A 26,172-nucleotide genomic window follows, 5' to 3' on the forward strand; every position below is an offset into this window, starting at 1 on the left:
AGTATTGGGCTAGTTTTATATTCAACTACTTCTTATTACATTATCATTGAATTGGATAATTATCAGCTACATCAGTAAATTAAAAGTGTGAAGTCGTTGGCAGAATTAAGGTTAGCATTGTGATAGTTACCCAATTAACGACTGCTCTTGGCACTGAGCCGTCCTTTCGGCTCTAACTCATTTCTGTCCAATTCTTGCCTACATGTATTTGCCCCAAGATGAGTTATGGCTAGCGGTAACTAATCTCATTTTGCAATACATATTGTAATGGATTGGCACCTGTCTCTTTGCTCCAATGCTAGACAATTTGAATATTGGTAGCTACTAGAACCATAGTGCTTCTAAATCGACATCTTCACTATCTGGTTGCTTCTCTTTCGCTAATTCCTTCACCTGTAGAACCATAGGTAAATCAAACGCGGTTCCAGTAATAACACAGCTACCACGAGATAAGTTGGGAATCATGCTTCTAGACATGTTATCTAATGTGCTAATCGTGTTATCAATCAAGAACAAATCTCTATCATTAACCAAGCGATGAATGAAAAAGTTGTGTATTTGGGACACGATTGTTGGTGATATATCTGCTGGTCTTTGGCTAGAAAGAGTCAGATACATGCCAAATTTACGCCCCTCTTTAATGATTTCTTCAAAGGTTTCAAGTCTGTAGTCCTTCCAGCTTTCACTCTCACGGGTTGATTGCTGTGACAGTATGTTATGAGCCTCATCAATTATAAGATGTATAGTTTTATCTGGCGGATTGGCCACAGCTACTTTATGTGGGTTGTAGTAATGCTTAGCTATCAATAAAGGAAGAACTTTCTTAATATCTTGATTACATTTTCTTAGGGAGATAATCGTGACAGTTTTATTCGCCACTGGAGCGTCATTAACTTGAATGACTTTGGATAGATTCGATAGCGATGAGTCTATGCGTTTCAATAGTGGTTGAATAAAATCAAACTGAACATATCCGCTTATCAGGTCTCTAATTAGCTGTATGTGGCAGCGAATGCTAAATTGGTCTAGGTCACTTAGACCTTTGGGGATAGTTATAGCATCGACATCATCTTTTAGTATGTTTCCGTAATAATTCCCGTCGGCACGAAAATAAGAGTTAGGCGCTACATAGAAGCCTTTGGTGCTTCCATTGAAAGATATAGTTTTCAATGTGTCCTTGATTGCTGCATTGTCAAGTGTGTTTGTGATTTCACGGATGAGATCTAGTAACTCTGGATGAGGTGCTGCTGCAGTAAAAACTTTTTCATAGGTTGTTTTAATGTAGTTTAAGAAATTAGCCTCGGTATCAAATTGTAGTTTGCCTTTTACGATTCGATTAATGAATGGTTTTTGTGTGTTTTGTGTAGCCTGAAAGAGCAAACTCAAAGTATCAGTATCCCAGAACTCTGATTTGGCTAGTGGAAACTTTTGCTCAGCATTGCGAGAGTTAAGGTTGTATATGTTTTTATATTGGTCAGTAGTAAGCTGCCCGTTTGTGTATTCGCCATTGAAGTCGATAACGATAAATCGGCTTTTGCCATTTATCTGTTCAATTTTCTTATCAAACAGAGTGGTGTATAAGTTGGTTAGCGTGTTTGACTTACCACTCCCCGTGTTTCCAAAAATCCCAATATGAGAGTTGAACAACTTGTGCCATGGCAGAGAAACTGGAAACTCTTCTTTTAAAAGACTTCCGATTACAAAATCAGTGCCTGCTTTGCCGTAGATGTCAGCGAGCCTATCTTCTTCGAGTAAGAAAACTGGGTCTTTAATTAACGGGAGATGCTTGATACCTTCGACAAAACGACCTGACTCAAAGTAACCAATGGGTTTGAGGTCTACAGTCCGAATATAATGGAATTCGTCATCAATCCATTTTTCATCTAAGTACTCTCCCTCGACTACGCAGATTATCTTCTTAAAACCACGTTCTATCTGCACATACTCGCGTATTGAAACACCTTTGTACTTTGTACCGTCGTAGAATAATGTGTCTTTGTTCGATTCTTCAAAAACTTTAATTGATACCTTAACGCCTTTTACGGCAATAACTTCACCCACTAAAATAGCCATGTTATTCCCTTAACTTGGAAGCTTGAATACTTTGTTATTGAAAGCATCAAAGTCTAGTAAACCATCTGGCTTGATGAGCTTAACGTTATTGAAGCTGCCGAATAGAGCTTCCATTGCATCTATAGTGAGAGCATCAAAACAACACAGGTACATAGTGAGAGATTTATTGCCAAGTGAGCGTTTTATTAGGTTGGTGATGTGTTCATCCGCAAATGAAAAACCAAATACAATAAGGGCTGAGTCTTGTTTTTCCAATTCATAACTCATCAGGCGAAGCATTTGGTAATAATGTTCGTCAAAAACAGTTTCGTGAAACTTCCATTTGGTAGGGTTAACAATTGGAAGTTTTTTGTAAGTAGCCCAAAATATCTTTTCTATGTCTGAAAAGGCCCCATTAAACGTGATTATGTCAAAAGCGTCACGTGTGGCTTCCTTATTGTTAAGAATTGCTTCTAAGTCTTCCAACTCATTTTTGACGCTATCAAAAAATTTATCTTCGAATTTACAGTTCTTATCACCGTAGTTAACTGCTATTCGGTTGTCATTGAGTGTCCAGAATGCTGAACCATGTAAGTGAACTAGATTGGCTTGTGGGATACTGAAACAGTTTTTGCCAAATATACTATGTTTAATTTCGGACGTATCAAAGTGTCGAGCTTCAACAAATTTTCTACGAAAACCTTTAGAACCATCATTCAGTACAAACTCTAAATTTGATTCCTCAAGCAAAAGTTCTTCATAAGCATCGGCGAAACACGAGTCATAGTTTGTAGTGAAAATATTAGCTTTTTTCTGAGATTTGTTTTTAGAGGAAATTGTCTTAAGCGTTTTAAGTAATATTTGATAGTTTTTGATGACCGATAACTTGTTGATGTCTTCTTCTAAGTCTAGGTCTGCACCTAATTTTGTGTATTCAATATCGAATGATATAACGGGTTCAATGCAGTTGACGTAGTAGTACATGAAAAGCAGCGACTTAAGATGGGGCTTGTTTTCATCTTCGAAGTACTTACCTAGTGTTTCGATGGATTCATTTTTCATTTGGGTCGCAAGAGTAGGAAAAAGCCCAAATGATGCGCCTGAGCCTATCAATAGATTGACATTGTGTTGCCAGATATCATTAATTTTTATTTCTTCTAGATGTTCCATGCTCTTTATCTTCAATCTCGTATATTAAAACCATCTTAACTCAATTATTTTGCTTGGTAAGCAATGAGTTGCTTAGCATTTAAATAAATTTGCTTTGAGGTAATGACTTGGAAAAGCAATGCAGTCTTTCGAGACCATGTGGCTCTATGTTCTGTTGTATTATAACTAGTGAATTGTTTGATAGACTTGCGGGGTGACCAAACACACTTTTGTCCATAGCTGTGCTTGTAGGAAGCTCACTGAAGCACCTATGCCCCAAAACGTTTTAGAACATCTCCAGATCTTATCTCAAGTACCTTTTAGTTTGACCTAGTACTTCTTATACAGCAAAGTGCTTAATGGTTGTTGAGTTAGGGACATAGAATGTCATTAGAAGAAACAAAAACTCGGTTACTGGCGGCAAGTAAAACGTCAGAAGAGCTGCTTTCTCAGGTTAATACTCTTTATGTTGAGGAAATACGCTCTGAAAAGAAGATCTTGAAAGATGCGCTGTCTCAGTTGCACAACGCAGGAGAGATTGATCTTGTCGAGCTAGTAAGAGGAGTTAATAGAAGCTCCATCGGCCATGATTTTTTCACAATTCTGCATGCCTTTGAAAATGCACTACCTTCATTAGATGCAAGTATTGAAGATGTCCTCCGTTGCCTGCTACACCTCACGGAACAGGCTGGCAGAGACTTGGCTATTGGTGGAGTCTATGGGGCTTTTCAACGTTTCTGTAGCGTGGAAGCACAGCGTCCCAGAGATAGTGTTGAATTTATCCTTGCACAAAGTGATCTAAGTACATATGCCCCTTTTCTCTCCAGCTCAATCCTTGCGTACGGCTTAGATTGTATGTCCGATGCTATCCAAACGACAGAAAAGCTGATCGCTAATCGAAATGAGATGGTAAGAAGTCAAGCCTATTTTATTTTGGGGAGGCTTGATGTGGGTGAAGCCCAGGCTAATGTCATTTGGGAACTACTTAGTGGCAGTGGTGAACGTGAAAGTGGCTGTTGTGCTTCGGTACTGCGGGCAATAATTAGCTTTGGTGATACATTCCCATCTTACTGGCCTCAGATTGAAGAGTTTCTACTTACGTTTGTAGAGGGAACTTCTCCAGAGGTTCTCTATGAGATATCAAATATTGTTGCCTTTCAGAGAGTTGAATTACCAGAGGGGATTCTAAGGCTTCTGCTAAAGCAGCTCGCCAATGTCTCTCCTGAGCACAAAGGCATTATAGATAACATCGATCATTTATTGGTCAAGCTAGTCGAGAAAGGAACATCTTCCCTAGCCTTGAAGTTATTGGAACTGATTTTGACTGCTGGCGTGAAGTTCCCCCAACTGGATTACTTTTCCAGAGAACTTCTGAGCAAGCATCACGAGCTACTCAATCATATTGTTACAAAGTGGTTTTTATCTGGTGATTCCTCACTTTGTCATGGTGTTTCAGAACTACTTCATGACGTTACGGGCAAGAATACCCAGTTAAAGGCAGAAATGGCATTGCTAGGTGATGAAGTGAAGCAAATATTTGTTAGCCATAAGGCCGTCGGTTGGCTGTTTACGCGCCCTGTAGTGGCGGCAAGCTTCATTTTGTCTATTTACGAAACTGCTTCAAGAACTACACGTAAAGAGCTTGAGCAGGTTTTGTATGACCCCTTGCTTTTAAGTTATCCAGGGGAGCTCAAGCTATTCTTACAATCGCGCATTGATAAGGGCTTTCAAGAACACCAATATGAGCGGTTGCTTGGTAAGCTAGAGGCTTATCATTCTGATATTGAGAAAGCCTCTGGACTAAAAGAATTGATGGCACCCAGAGAAAATATAAGAGCGTATTGGAAAGAGTCCAACGAAAGTATGCAGGCAGCCTACGAAGATGCATCAAGAGGATCGATTATCGATCTGATAGCAACTAAGAAGACGCTATTATACGGTAATAGCTCAATTTACTACATACATCGGGGGGATGGAGAGCTAGTGCGACAAGAGATGCAAATGCAGTCTTTTTCCCATTCGACTGAAATGCCAAGGTTAAATATCTTAGATCCAGAGTCACTAGATTACACTTTACGAGTTTACCGTTGTGAGAGAATGAAAAATGAAGCTAATTCTTAAGCAGTATTTAGCCTCGTTGAGGGAGCGTCAGGAATTAGATGCTGTATTACCTGATCTATTGAGCAGTATGGGGATGAATGTGTTCATTTCACCTACTCGTGGAGTCAAAGAATACGGTGTTGATATAGCGGCTGTGGGGCAAGTAAATGATCAGGAAGAAAAAGTTTATTTGTTCTCTGTTAAGTCTGGAAACCTTACTCGTGAGACTTGGAATGGGAATGCAGACCAAGCTCTTAGACCTTCATTAGATGAGATTCAAGACTCATTTATCCTTAGTCGCCTACCTCCTGAACATAGAGATAAAAAAATAGTCATCTGCTTATGCTTTGGTGGGGATGTTAATTCGGGGATTAGGCAGGAGGTCTCTGGCTATGAACAGCGGAATACGCGAGACAATATTTCTTTTGAAGAGTGGAACGGCGATAAGCTCTCAGAGTTTATTCAACAGTACTTGCTGAAGGAGGAGCTGCTGCCTAGCTCCAGCCAAGCTTTGTTAAGAAAGTCCTTAGCTTTACTTGAAGAGCCCCATAGTTCAAGCAACCACTTCTCATTATTAATTGATGAAGTTTTGTCAAATGCTACTGATGCGGATTCTATCGCATCGTCCATAACTCGGATTAACGTGTGTTTATGGGTTCTATTTTCATGGTGTCGTGACGGGGAGAATTTAGAAGCAGCATATCTTTCATCGGAGCGAGCGTTACTGCTGGCTTGGGACAAAGTTAAAGACTACTACACAGGAAGGAACAAGCCCTCAAAATCATTCGATAGTATTCTGGATACGTATCAACAAATTACTGACTGTTATGTGGACCGATGTTTAATTCCATATGTTGGACTTAAATACGCGCTCTCTTATGCGGTTCATTCGCCATGTTCTATTGATGTAAACATTAAGCTGTTTGATGTACTAGGACGCTTGGCCGTCAAAGGTCATTGGATTTTAGATTCACTCACTAAGAGTTATGCTAAAAAACCACCAACAGATGGGGAGAGTGAAGAGCAGGAAAGATTACGGCTTCGCCTTAGAGACGTAACTAGTGCAATTAATCTCTTGGCTATTAATAATCCAATGCTGTTGTCTCCGTACAAAGACTCACAGGCAATTGATTTTGGTTTAGCTTTAACTTTGCTTTCAAATAATTCAGAACTTGATGGTTTTGTGCAGAGTTGGCTCTCGGGGATGGTCGATAAGTGTATTTTCACTTTCGAGTGTGATGGCATGTATCCAATTATGCACAACTCTTACGAAAAGTTGCTTGAGCATAGAAATAAAGATAAGACCAACAGCAACTATAAGAATAAAGTTACTGAGGCTAGTGTCTTATACCCGCTGTTAGCTGTTTTCTGCTCTCTGTATAAACTAGATTCAGTAAACCAAGATTTGGAAAAGTTTGCCAAAGATAAACTTACTCATAGCACGTTACAGTATTGGTATCCAAACCAAAGTAGTGAACAAGATATGTATTCTAATTCAAGTACGCATGGTTCAGCATCAACAGACTTTCCAATGAATGGAAGCGCGGCGCTAGAACACATAAAGCAAGAGTGTGTCAATGCTGATTCGTTCAAGAGTATGTCAGCTGTTACTAAGGATAAAGCTCCTTTGGTACTAACTGCTTGTCGTTGCTACCGATATCCAGTTCCTTTTCATTATATCGAGGATTTCCTCAATGCATCTGAGTAAATAGTAAAGTAGAAGGCTTTTGCGCTCTCTTTGCGGAACTGAAATGCAATGATTAGTAGAGATAGCCTTATTTCTACTAATCTCTGTTTTAGCCAAACATATAACTCCTTTCTGTCCATTTTCGTTTCAGCCTGTTCGGGCTGAAACATTTCTGCCCCATTCCTTGTATTGCAAGGCTGAACTAACTCTGATTAGTACTGGCCTGTTGACTTAATTTTAGTAATGCTAAAACATGTCTAGGGATTTAGAGGAAGATAAGTGATGCGAGAGTTGAGATTCTTCATGAATTTAACATTGAAGTTGGTTCATAAAAACCTGCTCCCTGCGGTCGCCGGACGCTCGTCCCTCGCGCCGTTTAGTTAGGGCAATATGCCTTTCTGTCTATATGGAGATACATACATGTCTATACACTCATATATTTACACTCACAAAAAAAGTTTCCTAAACAATCCTGAAAGTAATCACTCCACCGAGAACTTTAGAGGGCAAGTGTATGAGGCTTCATTTTATGAATGGTTGAAAGATAACGTTGAATACCTCAACATGAAATTGGTTGCCAAACCTCCTTATATAAAAAGAGCCAGTGGTAATTATGGCTTTTTAAGCTCCAATGACGGCAGCTGCTGTTATTATAGTAGAGGGGTTCCTTTATTTGAGTTTGACGCAATCTGTTATTCAGATAAATCAATAGTATTTTATGAGTGCTTCATTTCAAAGTGGGATAAAGTTAAAAAGTCCCATAAAGAAGCATGCAAGCGAAAAATAGCCTTCCTAAAAAAAATTTTTCCTAATCACACTATAAAATGCATCGTTGTAAGTAACAATAAAGAGAATCTGGATATATTTAATGGACTAGATGGGGTTGGGACAAAAATTCATCCTGAACCTGAAATAAATTTGAAGGCACTAGCTATGGAAAACAATCCCAGAAATCTAGCTTTGACCCCTAACATGATTAAACCACACCTGCTTTCACAAGTTGCAAAGAAATTTGATTACTTATCTTTGCAGCTTAAAATATCTGAAGGATTTAATAAAAATAAAAACATAAAAGATACCACTCAGCAAATTATATCCTTTGGCGAAGTTGTTAAGCGTCTTCACCTTGGATTGCTAGAAGGAAAGTCACTAAAAGAAGATTTAAACTGTAAAGAAACAGAAAAAGTAGTCCTATCACTGGACTTTAATGACATTAAAAAACCAAATTTAAGGTATTACATATATGAAAATGGAGTTTCTGAATTGAGGCCAAATAAAAAACCAAAGATTTTAAATCGCTACAAGGCTAGCAGAAAGGAATTGTTATTGTTGAAAGAGGAAATTAAGTCAATTTCAATCAATGATTATAAAGAAATTTATTCAGCTTTATAATAAATTACTATTTATGCACTAAAACGAACAAATAACAGTTAAAAGTGTCTCCAAACACTTGGCATTTTTTTCAAGGTTGGGGTTCATATTTACGGTGCAATGATTCTGGTTTGGTGGCAGCATTGCTCATACCTTATTTTGGGCTATCAAAGGTCCGCTTAAGACACGTACCAGCCCTCTAACTGACAAGCCTCAAGTAGCAATGCACTGATGGTAAAGCTTCCTCCCGCCAAACCATCAGCACAATATTCTAGGGATATCACACCACCTGGTTGTATATCTGGGGCTTAAAAAATCGCGTCGCATTGACCAGCGCTGATTTTGCTGTGCGCTAGCTAGCCTTATGGTGCCAGTGCCAAAGAGCTGGTTGATTGTATCCATGCTGTTCATAAGTTTTTTGTTGTCCAGGCAAGGGGTGAATAAATCGGCCTGCATAAACTGCTCAGAAACTAGGTCAATTGCACCTAAACCTGCCTTATAGAATCGCACACCAGGTGCGTACAAATAAGGCAATACCTCGCTAACCGCATTGGCAATAATGCGGCTGTCATTAGTTGGCACGGGAAAGTCATACAGGTAACTGCGCTTATAGAAATTATCTTCGTGGGGGGAGCTATGAGCGAATATCATGATACGACGAGTAAGAGAGGCTTGCTGCCGAAGCTTTTTCCCTACTATTCCACAATGCGTGATTAATGGGGCTTTTAAGTCGTTAATATTCGTTATCCGCTCACCAAAGCTCCGCGTCGAGAAGATTTCCTGCTTCGGGCTTTTGACATCATCCCATGACAAACAAAGCTTGCCGTTTAACTCTTCAACTGTACGCTCTACTACAACAGAAAATTGCCGACGCATATTCTTTGGACTTTGACACGCAAGCTGCCAGGCATTCTGAACGCCCATGATGTTGAGCTTTTTCCCCAAACGGCCACCAATGCCCCATACATCCGTGACTTTCATCCTGGATAGGATAGCCTTGGCAGAATGGTTGTCGTCAATGACCGCAACCCCCTTAAAACCTTCCAACTTTTTAGCTGCATGATTGGCTGCTTTAGCAAGTGTTGGGGTTAAACCAAAGCCTACGCCAACGGGTAACTTAGTCTCCCGCCAAACAGCTCTGCGAATGTCCTGGCCATACTGGTGCCAATCATTTACCAGTGCGTTATAGCCAGCGAATCTCAGGAAGGACTCGTCAATTGAGTAGATGTACTGATTGTCACTAAAACGCCCTATAACATCCATCATACGTGAGCTCAGGTCTGCATAAAGCTCATAGTTGGACGAGCGCACCACGACATTATGTTTGTTGAGCAGGTGCCTTAGTTTGAAGTAAGGCTCAAACTTTGGAATTTGGAGCTTCCTGGCCTCCGGACTCACCGCACACACACATCCATCGTTGTTAGTTAAAACAACTACGGGGCGCTTTCTTATACTAGGGTCAAACACCTTTTCGGCGCTGGCATAAAAGGCTACGGCATCAACTAATGCGTACATATTAGAAGCTCTTTGGCTTTACGATGTAAGCGTATTGAGCGAGTAACGACCCCTTCAACTTGAAATTCATCGCCTTCTTTAATTTGTACGGCAGCGTAGCCACGAGATGCTGATAACAGTCGTCTTTGATGTTTATCGAGCTGTTTGCAAACAAATGCGCCATTGTAATTGGCAACGATGATATCACCGTGCTGGATTGCTTCGGCTCTTCCACAATCAATAGATCGCCGTCAAAGATACCCGCCTCTTGCATTGAGTCACCGTTCGCGAGCCCGATAAAAGTTGCATGTGGGTGCTTAATAAGCAGCTCGTCCAATGACAGGCCAAGCTCTGTATATTCAGCGGCTGGTGACTCAAAGCCCGTGATCCCAGCTTCTATGTAAATAGGAATAACCTTCATAACAACAACCAAAACTGTATATACATACAGTATATTTAACTCTATCATGTTAGAACAGAGAGCAATGAAAATATTTCTGTAGAACTAATAGTCTGTAGTCTAAATTGGATACATGGTCAGTAAATGAGAAAAGTATGTGTGGCAGGTTAAGTGTCTCTGCTAGCTCAGGTGTAAAGCGCCTAATCCAGCTGCTTAATATTCAGTTTTGGTCTGAGTCACTCCAGGAGGGGCGTTTTCTAAGCGCAGCCAGCCCCATTACCATAATAAGGGAACAACAGGGTCAACGGCGGGCAGATAAAGCCACCTGGTGGTTGCTACTTGAGAGAACAAAGAGTTCATTTAAGCCCTCAAAATACACCTCATTCAATACCCGTTACGACAAACTCAATGTCCTTCGAAGTGCTGGCTTTGAGGCATTTAGAAAGACTCGCTGCATTATTCCGGCTTCAGGTTTCGGTGAGACTGAATATGTGAATAAAAAGCCCATTCATTATTATGATTTTGAAGCTTTAGAGGGGGAAGCTATTGCCTTTGGTGGGCTGTACCGCGAGTGGCTTCACCCGCTCACAGGTGAGCGTGCATTAAGTTGCTCTATCATAACGCTACCACCACACAACAAGCTAAAGCACATCCACTCAAAAGCCATGCCCCTCATGCTCCCCCAAGGGGATGAAGTGATGAATATGTGGCTCGACAGCTCATTGACTGATACTGAAGTGTTTAACGATTTACTTAAACCAAATCTCCCTCAAAACCTGATTACGTATCAAATTGATAAGCCAAGCACACATCAACAGATAAGTGAGGGAGTATTAATCCCCAAGGATGCTTAATCACTTGAAGGGCAAAGGATCACTTTTTGACTAAGTTATGGATGCTTTAGGCAGATGTGAGGTGCATAGTTTGGTACGCCAGATTTGAGGTAATATCGAAGTAACGTTTTTATAATTTTAGTGTTCCATCATTGCTATTTATCTGCCATAGAAAAGCAACCTTCTCGTGGCGCTTTGCTGATTGCAAGATTACTTTCCAGCGCCATAGATTCACCAATTCCCATCGGTTAGATAACCCCAAAAGATCTTCTGTCGAGATCCATTACCTGGGAGCAACGGGAGACGGCATTTTCTAAGTAGGGATTGAGCGTCCTCAGTATTATGGATATGCGGCCTTAATACTAAGTATATTCCTTAAAAGGGAGTTTAGGTGAGGTAGTAAAACTGCAGCAGGAAAACTAGATCACCGTCGGGCTGTAAGCTCAAACGGTGCTGGTCTTCCCCATCAAAAAGCTTGGCTAAAATTTGCGAGAAACGAGCACAAGCCAAGAATTTTGTGTCCGCTCTTAAGCGCTATCTTAAGTGGCGATTAAGCCTTACAAATAGCTGCTGGCCTTAGGAACTCTATCTAAAACCAAACAGCTAGTATATCGTTTGAGCAAGCCTGAACTCAGCAGGTAACTACAAAAGAGATTGAAAGAACCACTAGAGTAAAACGATCAATGTGGTTCATTCAACTAAGTTTCCCTTTGCAATTTATCGAGCACAGATAAACGAAGCAGTCCCCACGCATAAATGAAACGTACTCTCCATTCGTTTATTTTCCTTACAATCGGTCACCTGATGAGCGACCTGATTAAACTCGAAAGTGTCAGGGTGGTGTACTCGTTTATAACCTCGACTTTCGCACATTTGTCTAGCTTTTTTCACCAGTGGAAGCTGGATATTGTTCTGTGCTTGCTGAAGTGTACCGGACTCTTCATTAAACTCGTTGGTATAATCGTTCCAATCGACTTTAACAGTGTCTGTATTATCTGAAAATACATACTGACAATAGCGCTTTGGCACATTATTCATTGGTCCCTTACTCTCAGACTGAGCTACACATGGCTTATTTTCAGAGTTTGACTTAACGACACTGACCTGATTACTTGGCTTTGACGAGACTGTTGGAGTCACTGACTGTGTCGAATCAATAGTTTTTAGGTGCTTATTAATCGCTTCTATATCCGCATTAATTTTGGCCATTTTTTGAGCATTATCAATGGCGTATAAGGTGCGCTGAGTATCAGCCACACTCTTTTCAATGATCTGGTCAGCTACAGTCTTAGTGCCAACAGACCGCTGAATATTTTGAGCAAAGTTATACATGCTTTGACGGTCACGGTTATCTGCCGCCGCCTTTTCACTACGCCCATAGCGATCGCGAATATTTTTCATACGGTTAATCTCATTAGCATACTGTCTCTCAAGTGAGGCCACACTAGGTACACCTTTCAACTTTTCGCCGATTACATGGTCAGCGTTTGAGGCATGCTTGCCAAACAGATTGGCCAATTGCTTTCGCTGTTTTTCATAGGGCTCGCAAAGCTTGTCATTTTCCCTATCAAGTACCTCAAGTAGTTGTCTTTGGTAGTCTTCACAGGCTTTTGAAGGGTGTTGATCTCCGTAAACCGAAACAATACATGTAAACTCGTTGGCCTTACGATACATACGCCCTGCAGTGAAACAAGGTTGGGCAGTCTTCCTTAAGCTGGCAATGGCAGATTTCAAATCAGAATCTTTATCAAAGTATTGTCTAATAGCATCGCGCTTCTTGAGATGAATAGCCCTCTTTCGCTTAGCCTCGTAATATGTATCCAAAGTATCGTAATACAAAATTTCCTCTATGAATGCGGCTATGGCATATTTCTGTCTCTTTTTCGCATAATAAGCAACTTGTTGAAATGTGGCTCGCTCGGCTCCATAGCGAATTAACAACTCGGCACGCTGAACATAAGGATCTTTATAGGTGCCTTTATTTTCCTTCATACCCTTGTTGTAATAACTAGAAAAATTATCCCATGCGGTTTCGCGTAACACGCTATTTCCATACCTATTTACAGCGTTAGGATCAGCACCAGCCTGCAACATAGCCTCAATAGCGAGTAGATCGTAGGAATCATCATAAGGCAATGCGTACCCTTCAAGCTCAGCCCGCAGGGGGCGCATAACCGCAAGTGTTAGAATAGGCTCATATACAATGCTGTTGTTGAGCACCAACGGCACCATTGCATTGACATCAGCTCCCTTTTCAATCAGCTCTGGTACACGCTCCGGCGTATACATAATGGCTGCGGCTAATGGAGTGAGTCCCAGCGGAGATTTACTATTTATATCATTACTATCACTGAGCAACGCTCGGCTTTCAGTCTTAAACTCCTCCAACGTTTTATTATAATTAAAACTAGAACACCCTGGCATCATTATAATCGCTATCATTGGCATGAATAGCTGAAAGAGAGCTCTCTTTATATCCATATTAACCACCTCGTCTTTTGGTCCAATCCGTTTTCAAAAAAAGAATAAATTTAGCACACACCATCGAGAAGACAACATTTCTCAATTTTTTCGCTCCTTAGAAAAAACTCTGATAAAATTAATTTTTAAAAGCCAATTTAGACTATTAACAACAATAAATATCTATTGAAAAGATTAAGGTCCGCTCTTGGCACCTGCCATTAAAAAAGCGACTCTTTCGAGTCGCTTCAATTAACTATGATCGTTTACAACGATTGCATTCCATCGCCACTGAGCTATTTCAAAAAACAGATCAGGTGGCAGCAGGAAGAATGATTCGAATTCGTCTGCCCAGTGTTCGCAAAACGCCTCTATTTCATCAATATAGAAAAGTAACACAGCGAGCATAGGCACACCCGACAGGTACTGGCTGTCAATATCTGGATGTTCAGCAACCATAGACTTACTGATGCTAATCCCAATTATTCGGCCACATGCATCTCGGTGAGCATAAATATAACGAGAATAGTCTAATGTTAATGCTTCATCGGGCTCACTAACTACGTTAGCTAACCACAGTGATGTTGACGCATCATCAAATGGGCTTTTACTCTCTCGGCTATATTTTTTAACGAATTGAATTTCATGGCTCATTTTTATCTCCTGTTTTGTACTCGAAGATAAAAAGGGCCAACTGAGGGGGAATATAACGATGCCTGCGCTTAAGAAGCAGCCATAAATGCATAAAGCAAAAAGCCACAGCCAAATAAATACAGGCAAATGATTAAGATGTTATAGATTGAGAGTAGTAACTTATGAGAGCCGGAGTTATGAGGCATCGTATGAATCCTTCCATACACCAATGTACATTCCATTAATCATAATTCTAGTTCAAAAACTATGGGCTTCACATAAATTCTGGAGAAGCCTACAAAGACTCCCCCAAAAAAAACACTACCACTCAAAAGGCAGAGTCAACTGCACCTGCTCATCCTCTTCATCCTCCTCTTCATAAAATTCATCAAAATCTGGTTCAGGAAATTCAAGATGTGCATCGGGGTCAGGAAAATCTGTCTGGCTATAGTTTGCGAAAATGGCTGTCAGTATTGCCCTAAGTAATGGCAGCTGTTCATATGCAAACCCCTGGTTTGAAAAATGCTTAAAAATCACTTTATCCACATCAAAGTTATCTTCGGTCATGCGCATATCACAAAAGCTGTCATACGCATATCTAAAACATTCACTGACGGATATGAGATAACACTCAACTACCGCTGCATTAATGAATTGGTGTTTCATAAATATTCCTTCTGAATTACTGATAACAATACATAGAAACACCAACAGCGAAATTCTCCCGTTCAGGAATTTAGTTACTTCTGAGGACATCAAAAAACGTGGAGGACAAAATGACAAATGCAAATGTGATTGAGCTGTTTCAGGAGCGCCCTGCTCTCTCAAATGACGAGGACTTTATTGCGCTGCTAGAGGAAGGTGATGAGTGTATTTACTACGTAAGAAACTACATTGCTCAGGCGGAGTTTATTGTCGTCTCAGAGCAAGTGTTACAACGCTTACCGTCTAAGCTGAGGCCAATTACAAACGTGTTTCTACCAGGGCATTTCTTTGCACTTAAGCAGTACACATCGCAAATACAGGATTATGTTTTAAAGAGCGGGCAAATGGCGCATTACTACTACCTTTTTAATGCCCCCATCAAAACACTTTTTGAATCATAACAATCTTTGAGCCAGCTCCTAGCTGGCTTTTTTGATAATGTGCACTAGCTCAGACTTAATCTGGCAGTTACCCTTGGTAATCTGACGATACTTAGCCCCGCGCCAACAATTATACTGACGCAGTCTAGTTTCTCTGCTTTCACCAGCCTTTTTTTTGCGATACTGAAAAATTTCAAACCTCATTATGTAGAGAAAATTGTGTATAAATTCGCTCCGTCTTTTACTTTGTCACCATTTTTTACATATATCTCTTTCAATATGCCTGACTTAGTAGCTTCTATTTCTGCTTCCATAGTTACTTTATCTGTTTCAATAGTAACCAACATAATCACCTGTCCGGTAACGATATCGCTCGACGCTTTTAAGTAAACTTTTTCAATATAAACTTCATTAATTGTAAGATCCTCACGCTCTGTTATTCCAAGCTTTACTGAAAGACTGTCAAAACTTAATTTTACGCTATCTTGTTGCTCAACTTTTCCAACTAGGCTTTTAAGTATGCTCTCATCGTCACCGTTAACAAAAGAAGATATTTTTAACCAAGGTACATCATTTTGCAGTAATGTGTTTTTTAACTGGTTTAATATTTCAATTCGAAAGTTTTGATTCTCTCTTTGTAGAATAGTGTGAGCATTTTCAGTCGAAGCATTAAGGCTTAAACCTACTAAACATATCGAACATGAATGTATCCAAGGTAAGAGCCACTCTCTTTTGCCTTCGTTAAGTCTTACTAAAGCATATTTTGATAAAGGCAAGAGTGTAGCTAGTGTAGAGTCAATGAGTGATGTATTTTCAAGCTCTAAAGCTAATCTCATAGTCTCAATAGTTGATTTAAGTTTCTCTAATTGCTCCAATTCAATTTTGTCAATTACTTGCTCAGTCAATGCTCTTGTTTCTTCAACTAATAAGACACGAGACTGTTCTATTGCTGAAATAATATTGCTTTTCATAGCAATCATTTCTTCATGATTTCTTTGACTTATTTCTCTATTTTTTTCATCACTTTCACGTACGAAAGAAAGCATTTCTGAAGCTATTTCTAGCCCCTTATCAATAAGATTTAACAAGCTTGATTTTCCCTTTCATTTTATCTGAATTAAACAGCTATATATAAACCATTATCTGAGCATACTACCCATTCAAATACAACTCCGCCATGTCATCCAACTTAGCCTTAACTTCTTTCCAATTTGGCATCACTTGCGTTAGCAGGCGCCAGAACTTGTCGCTGTGGTTGTGCTCAGCGATGTGACAGAGTTCGTGGAGAATAACGTAATCAATGCATTCTTTTGGGGCTTTAACAAGGTGAGGGTTCAGCATCAAGTTGCCTTTAGTGGAGCAGCTTCCCCACTGTTTAGTCATCGCCATAATGCGAAACGAAGGTAGCCCGTCTACCCATTGACTACAGTTAAACGATTACCAAGCTATTTACCTAAGCTGATCTATAAGCTCAAAAGCAACATGTACTAGGATGCATATTGGAATATCTCAAAAATTAGCCATAAAAAAGCCACCCGATAGGATGGCCTGATTTTAGACTGAATGAGGAGCAAAGCTCAGCTTACTGACCCTCTTTCAAACCACTAGCTTTTTATCATTGTAATGATGTCTTAGTCCGCAGTAACGAGAGCAGGAGCAAGGTACCCTTGCGCGTTGAATACTTCACCTGAATCCTGCCATGGGGTGGAGTTCATTTTAGGGTAACCTTCCACAAATTTAACACTTCCGCCAGCTTCTTCTTTAATCTTACGCACAACATCTAGAACTGTTTTTTCAGCCCACTCTTCCGGCGAACCGGAAATCGCATATGCCGCCTGGCGCGCTAGGCCGTCCATACCTAAGAAGCCACCACCTTCTTGCTTGGTGTAATTCGCATAGACGTCCAATGCATACCCTTGCTGGTATTCCCACAGACATAGGTTAAATGACATATCAAATGCATTTGATACATTTTTTTGTGCCGTTGCTGTCCACACTGCACCGTCACACTCAGCCGTTTTGAGCATATTCCCTAAAGACGCATTCATCTGCATCGCAAACGCCATCATGCCACTTGCTTGCCCCATCCCCTTAGTACCGTCAATTGGCTTAAAACGACCAGGTTTTGAAGGCTTTTCTCCCATGACTATTGGTCGGGATTCATTAGCAGATTGCACGTTTGCTCCAAGACCGTCACTCGCAGCTTCTACAACCACATCACGACCACCCGCTGTTTGAATATCAAAGACGCGGTAAAGTTCAATACTTTTCTGCTTTTCAGTAGATGCATTATTAACCGATGCGCAGCCTGTCACTAGTGTAGAGACAACTGCAACTGCCAATGTAGCTAGTCCTTGTGTTTTCATTTATATCCTCAATTTTTTTAGTTTTAATTATTTCGGACATATGTCCGAATCTCGGACATTTTAATAAAGATCGTATCGTTTTCAACTATGAAAACAATTTTTGATCCTAATTACAGAAAGTTAATCGGTTGGATGATCGCAGAGCGTAAATTCAAGGGACTATCACAACCCGAATTAGCGGAAAGGCTATCGCTGCCCTCACACAGCTATATCAGTAAAATTGAAACATTTGAGCGTAAGCTTGATGTAATGGAGTACGTTCGTATATGCGAAGTCCTGGGAATTGATCCAAGGGAAGGCATCGAACTACTAATGAAGAAGTCAAAGTAATATAGAAAACCCACCTTTTGGACAGGCAATTTCAGAAGGGTGTTTTCAACCTCATTAAACAGCTAGCCCTAAAAAGTGCCTTACCACTCTTTGTTAGTTCTACTCGAATAAATCTGATTTTAAATGGGTAAGTAAGATACTTTTTAAAGTAATAATCCAGTTAGAGTCTTCACGAGCATTAACTACACATCCACTACACAAGCAATTCTTCAACCCAGTAAATTAGTGCATTGCACGGGGGTTCAAATCCCCCCAGCTCCACCAATAAAGAAACCCTGTGCTGACAAGCACGGGGTTTTTTATTGCCCGGAATTTGGGTGGTGACAAATTTTCCGGGAGTTCAGGCAATAAAAAAGCTCCTTAAATAAGGAGCTTGAATGAGGTTGGGAACCAGAATTGAACTAGCTGATAAATCCTACTTCCCTGTAAGAAGCTGCGCATCCACTTATTTGCCCGTCAGTCGAATAACTATCCTTCAAGAATGCGCAGGTGTAGGGCTAGTTTTTACTTCACGCCGCGGCCATCACAGCTATTTTCAGTTAAATAATCGTGAGCAGCTTTTGCTTGCACCAGACCATAACCAAATTTGTAATCACGCCCTTGCTCACCTAAGTCTTTAGCCGAGGCAGATAAGGCATTACGAATTTCATAGTTGTTACAGTGCGGGAAATGACTCCATACAAGTGCGGCTACACCCGCTACGTGTGGACTGGCCATCGAGGTGCCAGAATAACTCGCATATAAATCTTGGCCTTCTGCATCTCTTGGGACGGTAGAAACAACCCCGACACCCGGCGCCGCTACTTCAATTTTTGCCGTTCTTTGCGAGAAGAACGCCCATTCCATATTCTTATCGATGGCGGCCACTGACACTACGCTATCATAAGATGCCGGATAATTATGGGTTGCATTTCTGTCATTACCGGCGGCGGCGATGGCTAGCACGCCAGAGCGCTCGATACGGGCGAAAGCTCTCTCTTCTACTTTTGTTGCGAAGGCACCACCGAGACTCATGTTGATTACCTTTGCGCCGGCATCAGCACAGTCGTTAACCGCACCGGCAAGATCAGAGGCATAAACATAACCACCAAAGTCGTCAAATACACGAACAATGTGTAACTCAGGGGCACCTGAACCTATCACGCCAGTCAAGCCGCCATTGCCATCTACACCCGCAATAGTGCCAGCTACGTGAGTACCGTGACCGTGACCATCTTGATACCAAGGACCAGCTCCTTCGCTGTCACCATCTACCGTTGATGAAGGCAGGTCACCGTGGCCTAAGTCATAACCCGTGTCGACCACACACACCTTTATACCGCCTAAATATTTTAACTGGTCAGCCTGTACCATGGCCAGGCCATATGGTGTGTAGTCTTCGAAGTTGGCGCTGGCATCTTCCATTTGCGGTATCGCGTAACGTTTTGCATCAAACTCTGCAGACTTAATGGCCTTATTATCTTTAATTTGTGCGAACACATCAGCGTTGATGGTAGCCGCAAACGAATTGTCGCTGTCCAACTCACGAATAACCAGGCCACCAGCATCCTCGATTGCCGATACCAGCTTAGCTTTATTGCCCTGGTGGTATTCGAACACTACGCGTACATCGCGGTCTGCGGTTGCGCCTGGATTATCAATAAGCTCAGCATTTGCCGAAAAAGCGGTTGCTACCAATAGAGCGATTAAACTTTTATTTTGCATCTGGGGAACTCCTTATTCTTCGTCTTTGTTTTTATCAGGACAGCTGTGTGACTGAATGTTGCCATTCATCGTGCCTAGGTTTGTATAACCGTCATAAGGTCCATCTACCAAGTTCATCGCCGTTACCATACCGTGGAAGTTACCTTTACCTTCACCGGTATCTAAAAAGCACGCAAAACCTGTACCTTCACCTGGCGCTTGCGGATTTTTAGACTCATAACTAAATGACGCTTCGAATTGATCCCCACAGTTACACAAATACACTTCCTCACCCACTTCGAGATCATCTGTTAATTGGCAAAAACCAAAGTCATCTATTTTTGCACGCAGGTTTACACCGCCCACACTTTCAAAATCAATTGCAGTTTGGTCAACAAAATTCACCTGACCCTTAGCATTTTCACCATCACAACGTTCGACGTTAAAAGTGAAGGTTGCTTTTTTGTCGCCACCAGCCGAGGCCATGGTGCCGCCACCTGTCATCTTATGTTCACCGACCAAAGTACAACCCGTTGACAACATACCGGCCAACAGCGCCATTGTGATTACTTTTAGATTTTTTTGGACCATTGAGTCCCCCTATTTGAACTTTATTTTATGAGTCACTACGCATGAGCTTTATAATCTCAACATTTGCTTATTGTTTGAGAATAAAGCCTATACGACCTCAGGAAGAATAAGGAGCTTAATCATATAGGTAGCACTCCAAACCCTTACTGCTATGGACTCAGTGTACGGGTTTACAAAAAATTAAAATATTGAACAGATAACCCAATTTTCTGAGTCTCTGGACTTAAGTCATTTGTCTCAAAATAAGACCGATAAGGAGCTTAGTTATCTGAATTTTATGAATTAGTTGTAAATTAAAAGATGAACATAGAGCGTCGAAGCCGCACTTAAAATGAAGGCGGCCCTAGGTAGGTAACTGAGACGAGATTATTGATTAAGGAGCTGTTGGTACTTAACTGTAGCTTGAGTGCGGTTCTCAACCTCCAGTAGCTTAAATATCGTATAAGCGTGGGAACGCACTGTTTTTTCGGAAATGTTGAGCTGATTGGCGATCGCTTTGTTACTCAGGCCAGAAGCAATCAAAGCCATGACTTTGTGCTGTTGTCGAGTAAAGATAGGGAGCTGTTCAGACCCAGAAGGCGACTCTAGCTTTTTTGCTATATCAGCTTGATCATCCGCCAAATACTTGGCAATAAGTTTAACTATATCTGCGTCTATTTCTGTTTTTGATACAAACTCAGAAGCACCTGCTTTTAGGCACTCATTCATGCTTTGAAAATCATCTTGGGCACTGATAATAATAAGAGGTAATGCGGGATAGTTATCCGCAATATACTTGGCTCCCTCTACATCAACGCACCCGGGCATTGATAAATCAACAATTGTTAAATCCAGGTCTTCTTCTTTTTCACTTAAAATACGAAATAATTGCTGGTAGCTATTAGCGCTGTGGATAACAACATCAGGCCATATCGCTTTTATTTTCTGCTCTAGCGCAAAAATAAAAAGGGGGTGGTCATCTGCAATTACAACCTGAAAACGACTCATTGCTTTAAACCTCTGATCAAAAGTTGTTCTAGCTTTTTACACTTTATGGGTTTTTTCATAAAGTAGACACCTGTTTCTTTACCCAAACGTGACTTAGCGTTGGCGTTACCAGAAACATACACAACAATACCCTGCTCTGTCAGCTTTTGCTGATATTCTTCGAGATGGTCTATACCATCTTTTGCCTGTGCTAAATCAACATCTGAGATGATTGCCCAAAACTGCGCCCCAGCCGTGGCGAGTAACTCGTCAGCACCTGTAAAACAATGAACCTCATAATTCATTGCTCTTAAGGTGTTTGCAAGCCAGTTTAATTGTTGCGGGTCATCTTCAACGAGTGCCAGCTTTATCGATGGCGATTGCTGCGTATGTTCAAAGATATCTTTTGGCTTGACTGTTTTAAGCGCCAATTCAAAAATGGCGCCATGGGGCTTAGCGCTGCGATAGTGCAAGGGAATGTCCAGCAGTTCGGCAATCTTACTGACCACTGAGAGCCCTAACCCACTGCCCGTGTAGGAATGAGTTCCCCTGGAAAATGGCACTATGTTATCGAGGCAGATCCCTTCGGGTAAGCCGGGGCCATTGTCTTTAACGAGGATATGACACACATCGCCCAAACATGTAGCGCTGACACATACCTCTCCATTTTCTGGGGTGTTTTTAATGGCATTATCCACCAGGTTATTTATAAGTCTGAGCAGCAGATGTGAGTCCGTTTGCACGAGCTTATCGGGGGGTACGCTCACTTTTAATACCAGGTTTTTGGATTTACACAAAGGTGAAAACATATTCTCGACGGATTTCAAGATACTGCCCAAGGCAACCTGTTCTTCAACGGGTTCGATGCTCCCTGCATCAAGCTTTGATAGTTGCACAATATTTCCCGTAAGCTGATCCAAGCTCTCTACGACACTCCCCATATGGGCACTACTGGGCGTCGCACTCTCTCCCTTCGATGAGCCCCTGAAAACATCAAGTTTCAATAAACTCACCAAGTTTCTAATATCATGGCTGGCTCCTGTAATAAACCTTGCCTTATCCTGCTGTTCCTTTATTCGCAGCCGCTGCTTTTGCTCTAATTCTTCGGTCGTTTGCTTAATTTGATATTGCAGCTCTTTGGTGTAAGCGTCTTGTAAGGTTTTTTGCTTTTCCAGGTACTTGAGTCGCTCCAATTTACTGCGCATGACCAGGCTATACACCCAAATAACAAATGCCGTAAAAATAAATGTATAGAGTATTATCGCTGGCGGTTGCAGCCACACTGGCGGTTTAACTTTAAACTGAAATTTAAGCGTATCACTGAGTACACCGTTATCTAAACGAGCTCGAACAAAGAGTTGGTATGTACCAGATGATAAGGAGGGCAAAGTCACCAAGGTTTCCTCTTGCCTGGTCCACTCACCCTCTTGGGTGTTTAACGAATACTCGATAACGGTATTGTCGTTGAGAGACGTAAAACTCAGCGCTGTTTTAAATGCCAATATATCGGGCGCGGTAAATTGCTGCTGTTCGCCATTCATAGTGAAGGGCGAGCCATCAACCTTTGAACTCACCAAACTCAAGTGCGGCCGTGGCTTGCTTAGCAACTTATCATGAAATACCGTCACCCCATTGAAGCCAACGTTCACAGTGCTGTTATTTATCCTTGTACAACCAAATTGAAAGCTTTCACGATGGCTTAGGCCGTCATCCATGATTAAATAGTCTTGTAGAGAAAGCTTGCTATCAAATATCGCCACGCCATTATTGGTTGATACTATCCAGTCTTCTTGCATATAAGGCGCCATACACAGTGTCACTTTATTGATCAGCAAATGATTGTCTTCAATTTCCGCTTCTTCAAACCCCTGTTCGGTTGCATTTATCCGAAACAAACCCTGACCTGTCAGCATCACCAGGCTATTATCAATCTGTTGCATGCCCGCTAAAATTTTTCCACTGACTAAGGTTTGCCAACTTTCTGGCGCTTGCTCATCGTGCCAATTGGCTGCCAGCAAACCATTGTTGAAAGCTGCAACAAAAATGGTGTTTGCCATCACGGTTACATTGTAGGCAACCTCTACTGAAAGTGAGGTGCGCCATTGAATGAAATACTGAGCGCCCCTCTTTTTCATAAGAATCAATTCATCGAGATAGAGAAGCAAGAGGTCGCCCGAGGTGAGTTCGTATATATCCGATAAAGGAGTTTTTTCTTCTGCCAATTCGGGCATCAGCGACCCTAAGCCAAGCCATTGCCCGTTCGCATGGTATAAGGTTCCTGAGTGATAAGAGTTTAAAAACAAATGCGAGGAATTATCGATAAAATGTACGGGCTCAAAGCTCTCTGGATAACTTCTGCGCTCAAGTAACCTAAGTTCCCCCTGATCCTCATGAAAATAAAGTAAATTGGCAGACCCTGCCACCACAAGGCGAGGCTCCGGATCAGCTTGAAGAACAGCCACCGACAACGGCTCTTCACCGAACATACTGTCAAAATTAGAGTAGCTTGAAATTGCGTCATAGCTCGAAGGAAAGTGGTAGAGCCCGTCCATTGCGCCTATCAGTATATCGCCATTATCACTGAGAAACAGGCGAAGAAAACGAAGGCGCTTGGTGAAAAGGTTTTTCTTATTATCTGTGGTTAAGACCCGCACATCGTTCAGATCTGCGCTAACAACAAATAAGCCCTCGCTACTTACTATGAAGAGTTGATCCTTATGTGCGACCATCCGACCTGCGGAGGCGACTTGCCCATCCTTGGTGACCAAATTCACCGACTCACATTGATGTTCGTCACATCTGTGTATATTTCCTCCCAAGGAAACAACCCAGAGAAAATGATTACTATCGACTCTATAACTAATCACCCTGCGCTTATCCGGGGCTGGATAGGCGGGTGTTAATGCAAAGGTTTTAGGCTCAACCCAGCTAAACCCATTCTCTTTTTGTAGTAACACCCGGCCATTAATTTCTATTTGGTTATTCACCGGGCCTAGTGAATCGGGAGCCTTAACAACACTAAAGTTTTTTGTATCTATCAAAACCAGTTGATTATCCGCAAGCACAGCTATGTGCTGGTTATCCCACTGAATTAAACTTTTAAAATCTTGAGCCTGCGGAAGTTCTGGGCTGACATCAACGACTGAAAAATCCACCGTATCCAAACGTTCGATCCCATGGTTTGACAACACCCACAAACCTCTCTTGTTATCGAATAAGAGCTCATGAATGTAACTGCCCTTTAGCCCTCTCTCCATATGCGTGGGACCAAAGGCGATAACTTGATTGGCATCAAGCATATTTAAGCCGTCTTGCGTTGCTATCCACAACCTGGAGAACTGATCAAACTCCATATCTTGTAGCGAGTTGGCGGATAGACCATCTGCCACATTGAAGGTGCTTGCATTGACATGGTGTTGGCGCTCGGCTTTTAAAGTTAAGGCTGCGCTGGCACTAGAGGCAAACCCCAGGCAATAACCGAGCACGACAACAACCAGTAATATATTTGGCCTCAAAATCATGAGGGGAACTCTCCCAAACACCAGCACCAGGTAATGCTCGATAGCTTTCATCATAGAACTAGCTTAGTAAATAATAATTAAGAGCAACGGATCCACTGCCACCACTAAACATACAAGATAATAGCGACAGGGATTAATAAGAATAACAACACAAAACCTAGCAAGAGCCAAGTAATGAGAAAAAGGGACTCAGTGCTTAGCTTTACGAATTCCCGGCTCAAAAATAAATAAACACTGTGCCAACAAGCTCAGTTTTTTATTGGGTGAAAACCAGCTGGAGAGGAGTTTTACTAGACCAAATTTGAACTCATATTAGGGTGCTCAGACACCTACATGAATGAAGTTGCGTGCGGTTCCACTGTTAAGGGAAAGCTAAAAATCAGCCTTCGGGTCAAACTATTGATGAGATTTAAACCCGATGGCTCAGTGGTAACTTAAATTGGTGGATATGACATACCCACCGAGATAAAGGCGTTTACCCTTGCCCCTTGCCCTGCTCTTTAATTAGCTGTTTCAGCTCTTGTATTTCCTTGTGCAAGTCTTCTATGGTTGGGGTATTGTCCGCCGCTTCCTTTTCCTGGCGCACCTTGGCGTGTTCGTCTTCCATCACGTTGACCACTATGCCGATCACCATGTTCAAAAACGCAAACGCGGTGAAGAAGATAAACGTCAGGTAGAAAATCCACGACATGGGGTAGACTTCCATGGTTTCGTATTGAATATCCGTCCAGTCTTCGAAGGTCATGATCCTAAATAGGGTAAGCATGGAAATGGCAATGTCGCCCCATAAATCCGGGTTAATGTCTTTAAAGATAAAACTGCCGAATGCGGCGTAGATATAGAAGATGATAAACATCAACAGGATCACATAGCCCAACTGCGGCAGAGCCTTGATCAGGGAGTTGATCAACACGCGAAGCTCCGGCACCACAGAGACCATACGCAGTACTCGGAACACCCTGACCAGGCGCGCCAACAGGGCCATTTCACTGTCATTGATGGGGATCAGGCTGACGGCGACAACCAGGGTATCGAATATATTCCAGCCTTTTTTAAAGAAGTTCTTCTTGTCTTCATCTGTGATAAAACGGATCGATATTTCGAACAAAAAGAAGACGGTGATAAACACGTCCAGTATGTTGGTGAAGGACATGGCTCCATCCGGCAAAGAAAAGGTTTTTGCTCCTATCTCTAAGGCGGAAATAATGATCACCGACACCACGGCCAGCTCGAACAGCTTGTTGTTCTTCAGGTTGTTTAACGAGTATCTTATGTTTTCGTACATGATTAGCTAAATTTAATAAACCAAAAATAGACGCAGTGAGCGCGATTCTATCATTGGAAAACAAAAAGCGTATCGTTAAATTTGTAGTTGGAGCAGATGATTACACTAGGTGTACATGAGGGGCCTTAAGGACATTCGGTCAAGTAGCCGAATCCCTTGCAGGGAG

Annotated in this window: 20 protein-coding genes and 1 pseudogene; 6 read left to right on the top strand and 15 right to left on the bottom strand. The window is 41.6% G+C overall.

Annotated elements, in window-relative coordinates; translation table 11 throughout:
* Positions 1-324 precede the first annotated feature (324 nt).
* Both C2M24_RS00845 and C2M24_RS00850 read right to left on the bottom strand, forming a co-directional pair.
* On the bottom strand, positions 325-2,073 hold the full coding sequence (locus tag C2M24_RS00845; protein ID WP_105212981.1) for an ATP-binding protein: 1,749 nt from the start codon (positions 2,071-2,073) through the stop codon (positions 325-327).
* 9 nt (positions 2,074-2,082) lie between these two features.
* Positions 2,083-3,222, bottom strand: a complete 1,140-nt coding sequence (locus C2M24_RS00850) for an SIR2 family protein (RefSeq protein WP_105212982.1) — start codon at positions 3,220-3,222, stop codon at positions 2,083-2,085.
* A 363-nt stretch (positions 3,223-3,585) separates the two neighbouring features.
* On the opposite strand from C2M24_RS00850, the gene C2M24_RS00855 reads away from it, so the two are divergent.
* From C2M24_RS00855 to C2M24_RS00865, 3 genes are all read left to right on the top strand, one after another.
* On the top strand, positions 3,586-5,322 hold the full coding sequence (locus C2M24_RS00855; RefSeq protein WP_105212983.1) for a hypothetical protein: 1,737 nt from the start codon (positions 3,586-3,588) through the stop codon (positions 5,320-5,322).
* Positions 5,306-7,009 (top strand): hypothetical protein, encoded by a 1,704-nt coding sequence (locus C2M24_RS00860; RefSeq protein WP_105212984.1) that lies wholly within the window; start codon positions 5,306-5,308, stop codon positions 7,007-7,009. Before C2M24_RS00855 ends, C2M24_RS00860 begins: the two co-directional genes overlap by 17 nt.
* Before the next feature lie 399 nt (positions 7,010-7,408).
* Entirely contained in the window at positions 7,409-8,380 is a 972-nt protein-coding gene (locus tag C2M24_RS00865) for a hypothetical protein (RefSeq protein ID WP_105212985.1), read from the top strand.
* 237 nt (positions 8,381-8,617) lie between these two features.
* On the opposite strand, the gene C2M24_RS00870 is transcribed toward C2M24_RS00865, so the two are convergent.
* Together C2M24_RS00870 and C2M24_RS00875 are read right to left on the bottom strand one after the other, a co-directional pair.
* The gene (locus C2M24_RS00870; RefSeq protein ID WP_105212986.1) at positions 8,618-9,874 is read right to left on the bottom strand and encodes a Y-family DNA polymerase; all 1,257 of its coding nucleotides are present in this window, start codon (positions 9,872-9,874) and stop codon (positions 8,618-8,620) included.
* Positions 9,862-10,274 (bottom strand): annotated as a pseudogene (locus C2M24_RS00875) (LexA family protein). The gene C2M24_RS00870 and the pseudogene C2M24_RS00875 overlap by 13 nt, the downstream one beginning before the upstream one ends.
* A 134-nt stretch (positions 10,275-10,408) precedes the next feature.
* Between C2M24_RS00875 and C2M24_RS00880 the strand changes: the two are divergent.
* Positions 10,409-11,107 (top strand): SOS response-associated peptidase, encoded by a 699-nt coding sequence (locus tag C2M24_RS00880; RefSeq protein ID WP_105212987.1) that lies wholly within the window; start codon positions 10,409-10,411, stop codon positions 11,105-11,107.
* A gap of 696 nt (positions 11,108-11,803) precedes the next feature.
* On the opposite strand, the gene C2M24_RS00885 is transcribed toward C2M24_RS00880, so the two are convergent.
* The 3 genes from C2M24_RS00885 to C2M24_RS00895 form a co-directional block, all read right to left on the bottom strand.
* Positions 11,804-13,567: a hypothetical protein gene (locus C2M24_RS00885; RefSeq protein WP_105212988.1), complete on the bottom strand. Its 1,764-nt coding sequence runs from the start codon at positions 13,565-13,567 to the stop codon at positions 11,804-11,806.
* A 231-nt stretch (positions 13,568-13,798) separates the two neighbouring features.
* Complete coding sequence (locus tag C2M24_RS00890; protein WP_105212989.1) at positions 13,799-14,200, bottom strand: hypothetical protein; 402 nt, start codon at positions 14,198-14,200, stop codon at positions 13,799-13,801.
* A gap of 300 nt (positions 14,201-14,500) precedes the next feature.
* Complete coding sequence (locus C2M24_RS00895; RefSeq protein ID WP_105212990.1) at positions 14,501-14,845, bottom strand: hypothetical protein; 345 nt, start codon at positions 14,843-14,845, stop codon at positions 14,501-14,503.
* A gap of 110 nt (positions 14,846-14,955) precedes the next feature.
* Here C2M24_RS00895 and C2M24_RS00900 point away from each other — a divergent pair, with 110 nt between their 5' ends.
* On the top strand, positions 14,956-15,285 hold the full coding sequence (locus C2M24_RS00900; RefSeq protein WP_105212991.1) for a hypothetical protein: 330 nt from the start codon (positions 14,956-14,958) through the stop codon (positions 15,283-15,285).
* A gap of 182 nt (positions 15,286-15,467) precedes the next feature.
* Here C2M24_RS00900 and C2M24_RS00905 read toward each other — a convergent pair whose 3' ends face one another.
* The 3 genes from C2M24_RS00905 to C2M24_RS00915 form a co-directional block, all read right to left on the bottom strand.
* A complete protein-coding gene (locus C2M24_RS00905) occupies positions 15,468-16,352 on the bottom strand; it encodes a biotin/lipoyl-containing protein (protein ID WP_158683674.1) in 885 nt (294 codons plus the stop codon).
* A gap of 64 nt (positions 16,353-16,416) precedes the next feature.
* Positions 16,417-16,656, bottom strand: a complete 240-nt coding sequence (locus C2M24_RS00910) for a M48 family metallopeptidase (protein WP_267894370.1) — start codon at positions 16,654-16,656, stop codon at positions 16,417-16,419.
* A gap of 239 nt (positions 16,657-16,895) precedes the next feature.
* Entirely contained in the window at positions 16,896-17,630 is a 735-nt protein-coding gene (locus C2M24_RS00915; protein ID WP_105212992.1) for a hypothetical protein, read from the bottom strand.
* Positions 17,631-17,762: 132 nt separating this feature from the next.
* Here C2M24_RS00915 and C2M24_RS16320 point away from each other — a divergent pair, with 132 nt between their 5' ends.
* Positions 17,763-17,960: a helix-turn-helix domain-containing protein gene (locus C2M24_RS16320; protein WP_442792496.1), complete on the top strand. Its 198-nt coding sequence runs from the start codon at positions 17,763-17,765 to the stop codon at positions 17,958-17,960.
* A gap of 504 nt (positions 17,961-18,464) precedes the next feature.
* Here C2M24_RS16320 and C2M24_RS00925 read toward each other — a convergent pair.
* The 5 genes from C2M24_RS00925 to C2M24_RS00945 form a co-directional block, all read right to left on the bottom strand.
* The gene (locus tag C2M24_RS00925; protein WP_105212994.1) at positions 18,465-19,664 is read right to left on the bottom strand and encodes a S8 family peptidase; all 1,200 of its coding nucleotides are present in this window, start codon (positions 19,662-19,664) and stop codon (positions 18,465-18,467) included.
* A gap of 12 nt (positions 19,665-19,676) precedes the next feature.
* Entirely contained in the window at positions 19,677-20,234 is a 558-nt protein-coding gene (locus C2M24_RS00930) for a hypothetical protein (RefSeq protein ID WP_105212995.1), read from the bottom strand.
* 366 nt (positions 20,235-20,600) lie between these two features.
* Complete coding sequence (locus tag C2M24_RS00935) at positions 20,601-21,221, bottom strand: response regulator transcription factor (protein ID WP_105212996.1); 621 nt, start codon at positions 21,219-21,221, stop codon at positions 20,601-20,603.
* On the bottom strand, positions 21,218-24,775 hold the full coding sequence (locus tag C2M24_RS00940; RefSeq protein ID WP_105212997.1) for a hybrid sensor histidine kinase/response regulator: 3,558 nt from the start codon (positions 24,773-24,775) through the stop codon (positions 21,218-21,220). The genes C2M24_RS00935 and C2M24_RS00940 overlap by 4 nt, the downstream gene beginning before the upstream one ends.
* Positions 24,776-25,196: 421 nt before the next feature.
* Positions 25,197-26,006 (bottom strand): ion transporter, encoded by an 810-nt coding sequence (locus tag C2M24_RS00945; RefSeq protein ID WP_105201081.1) that lies wholly within the window; start codon positions 26,004-26,006, stop codon positions 25,197-25,199.
* Between the last annotated feature and the right edge of the window lie 166 nt (positions 26,007-26,172).

The sequence above is a fragment of the Pseudoalteromonas sp. T1lg22 genome (assembly GCF_002964645.1).
Lineage (GTDB): Bacteria > Pseudomonadota > Gammaproteobacteria > Enterobacterales > Alteromonadaceae > Pseudoalteromonas.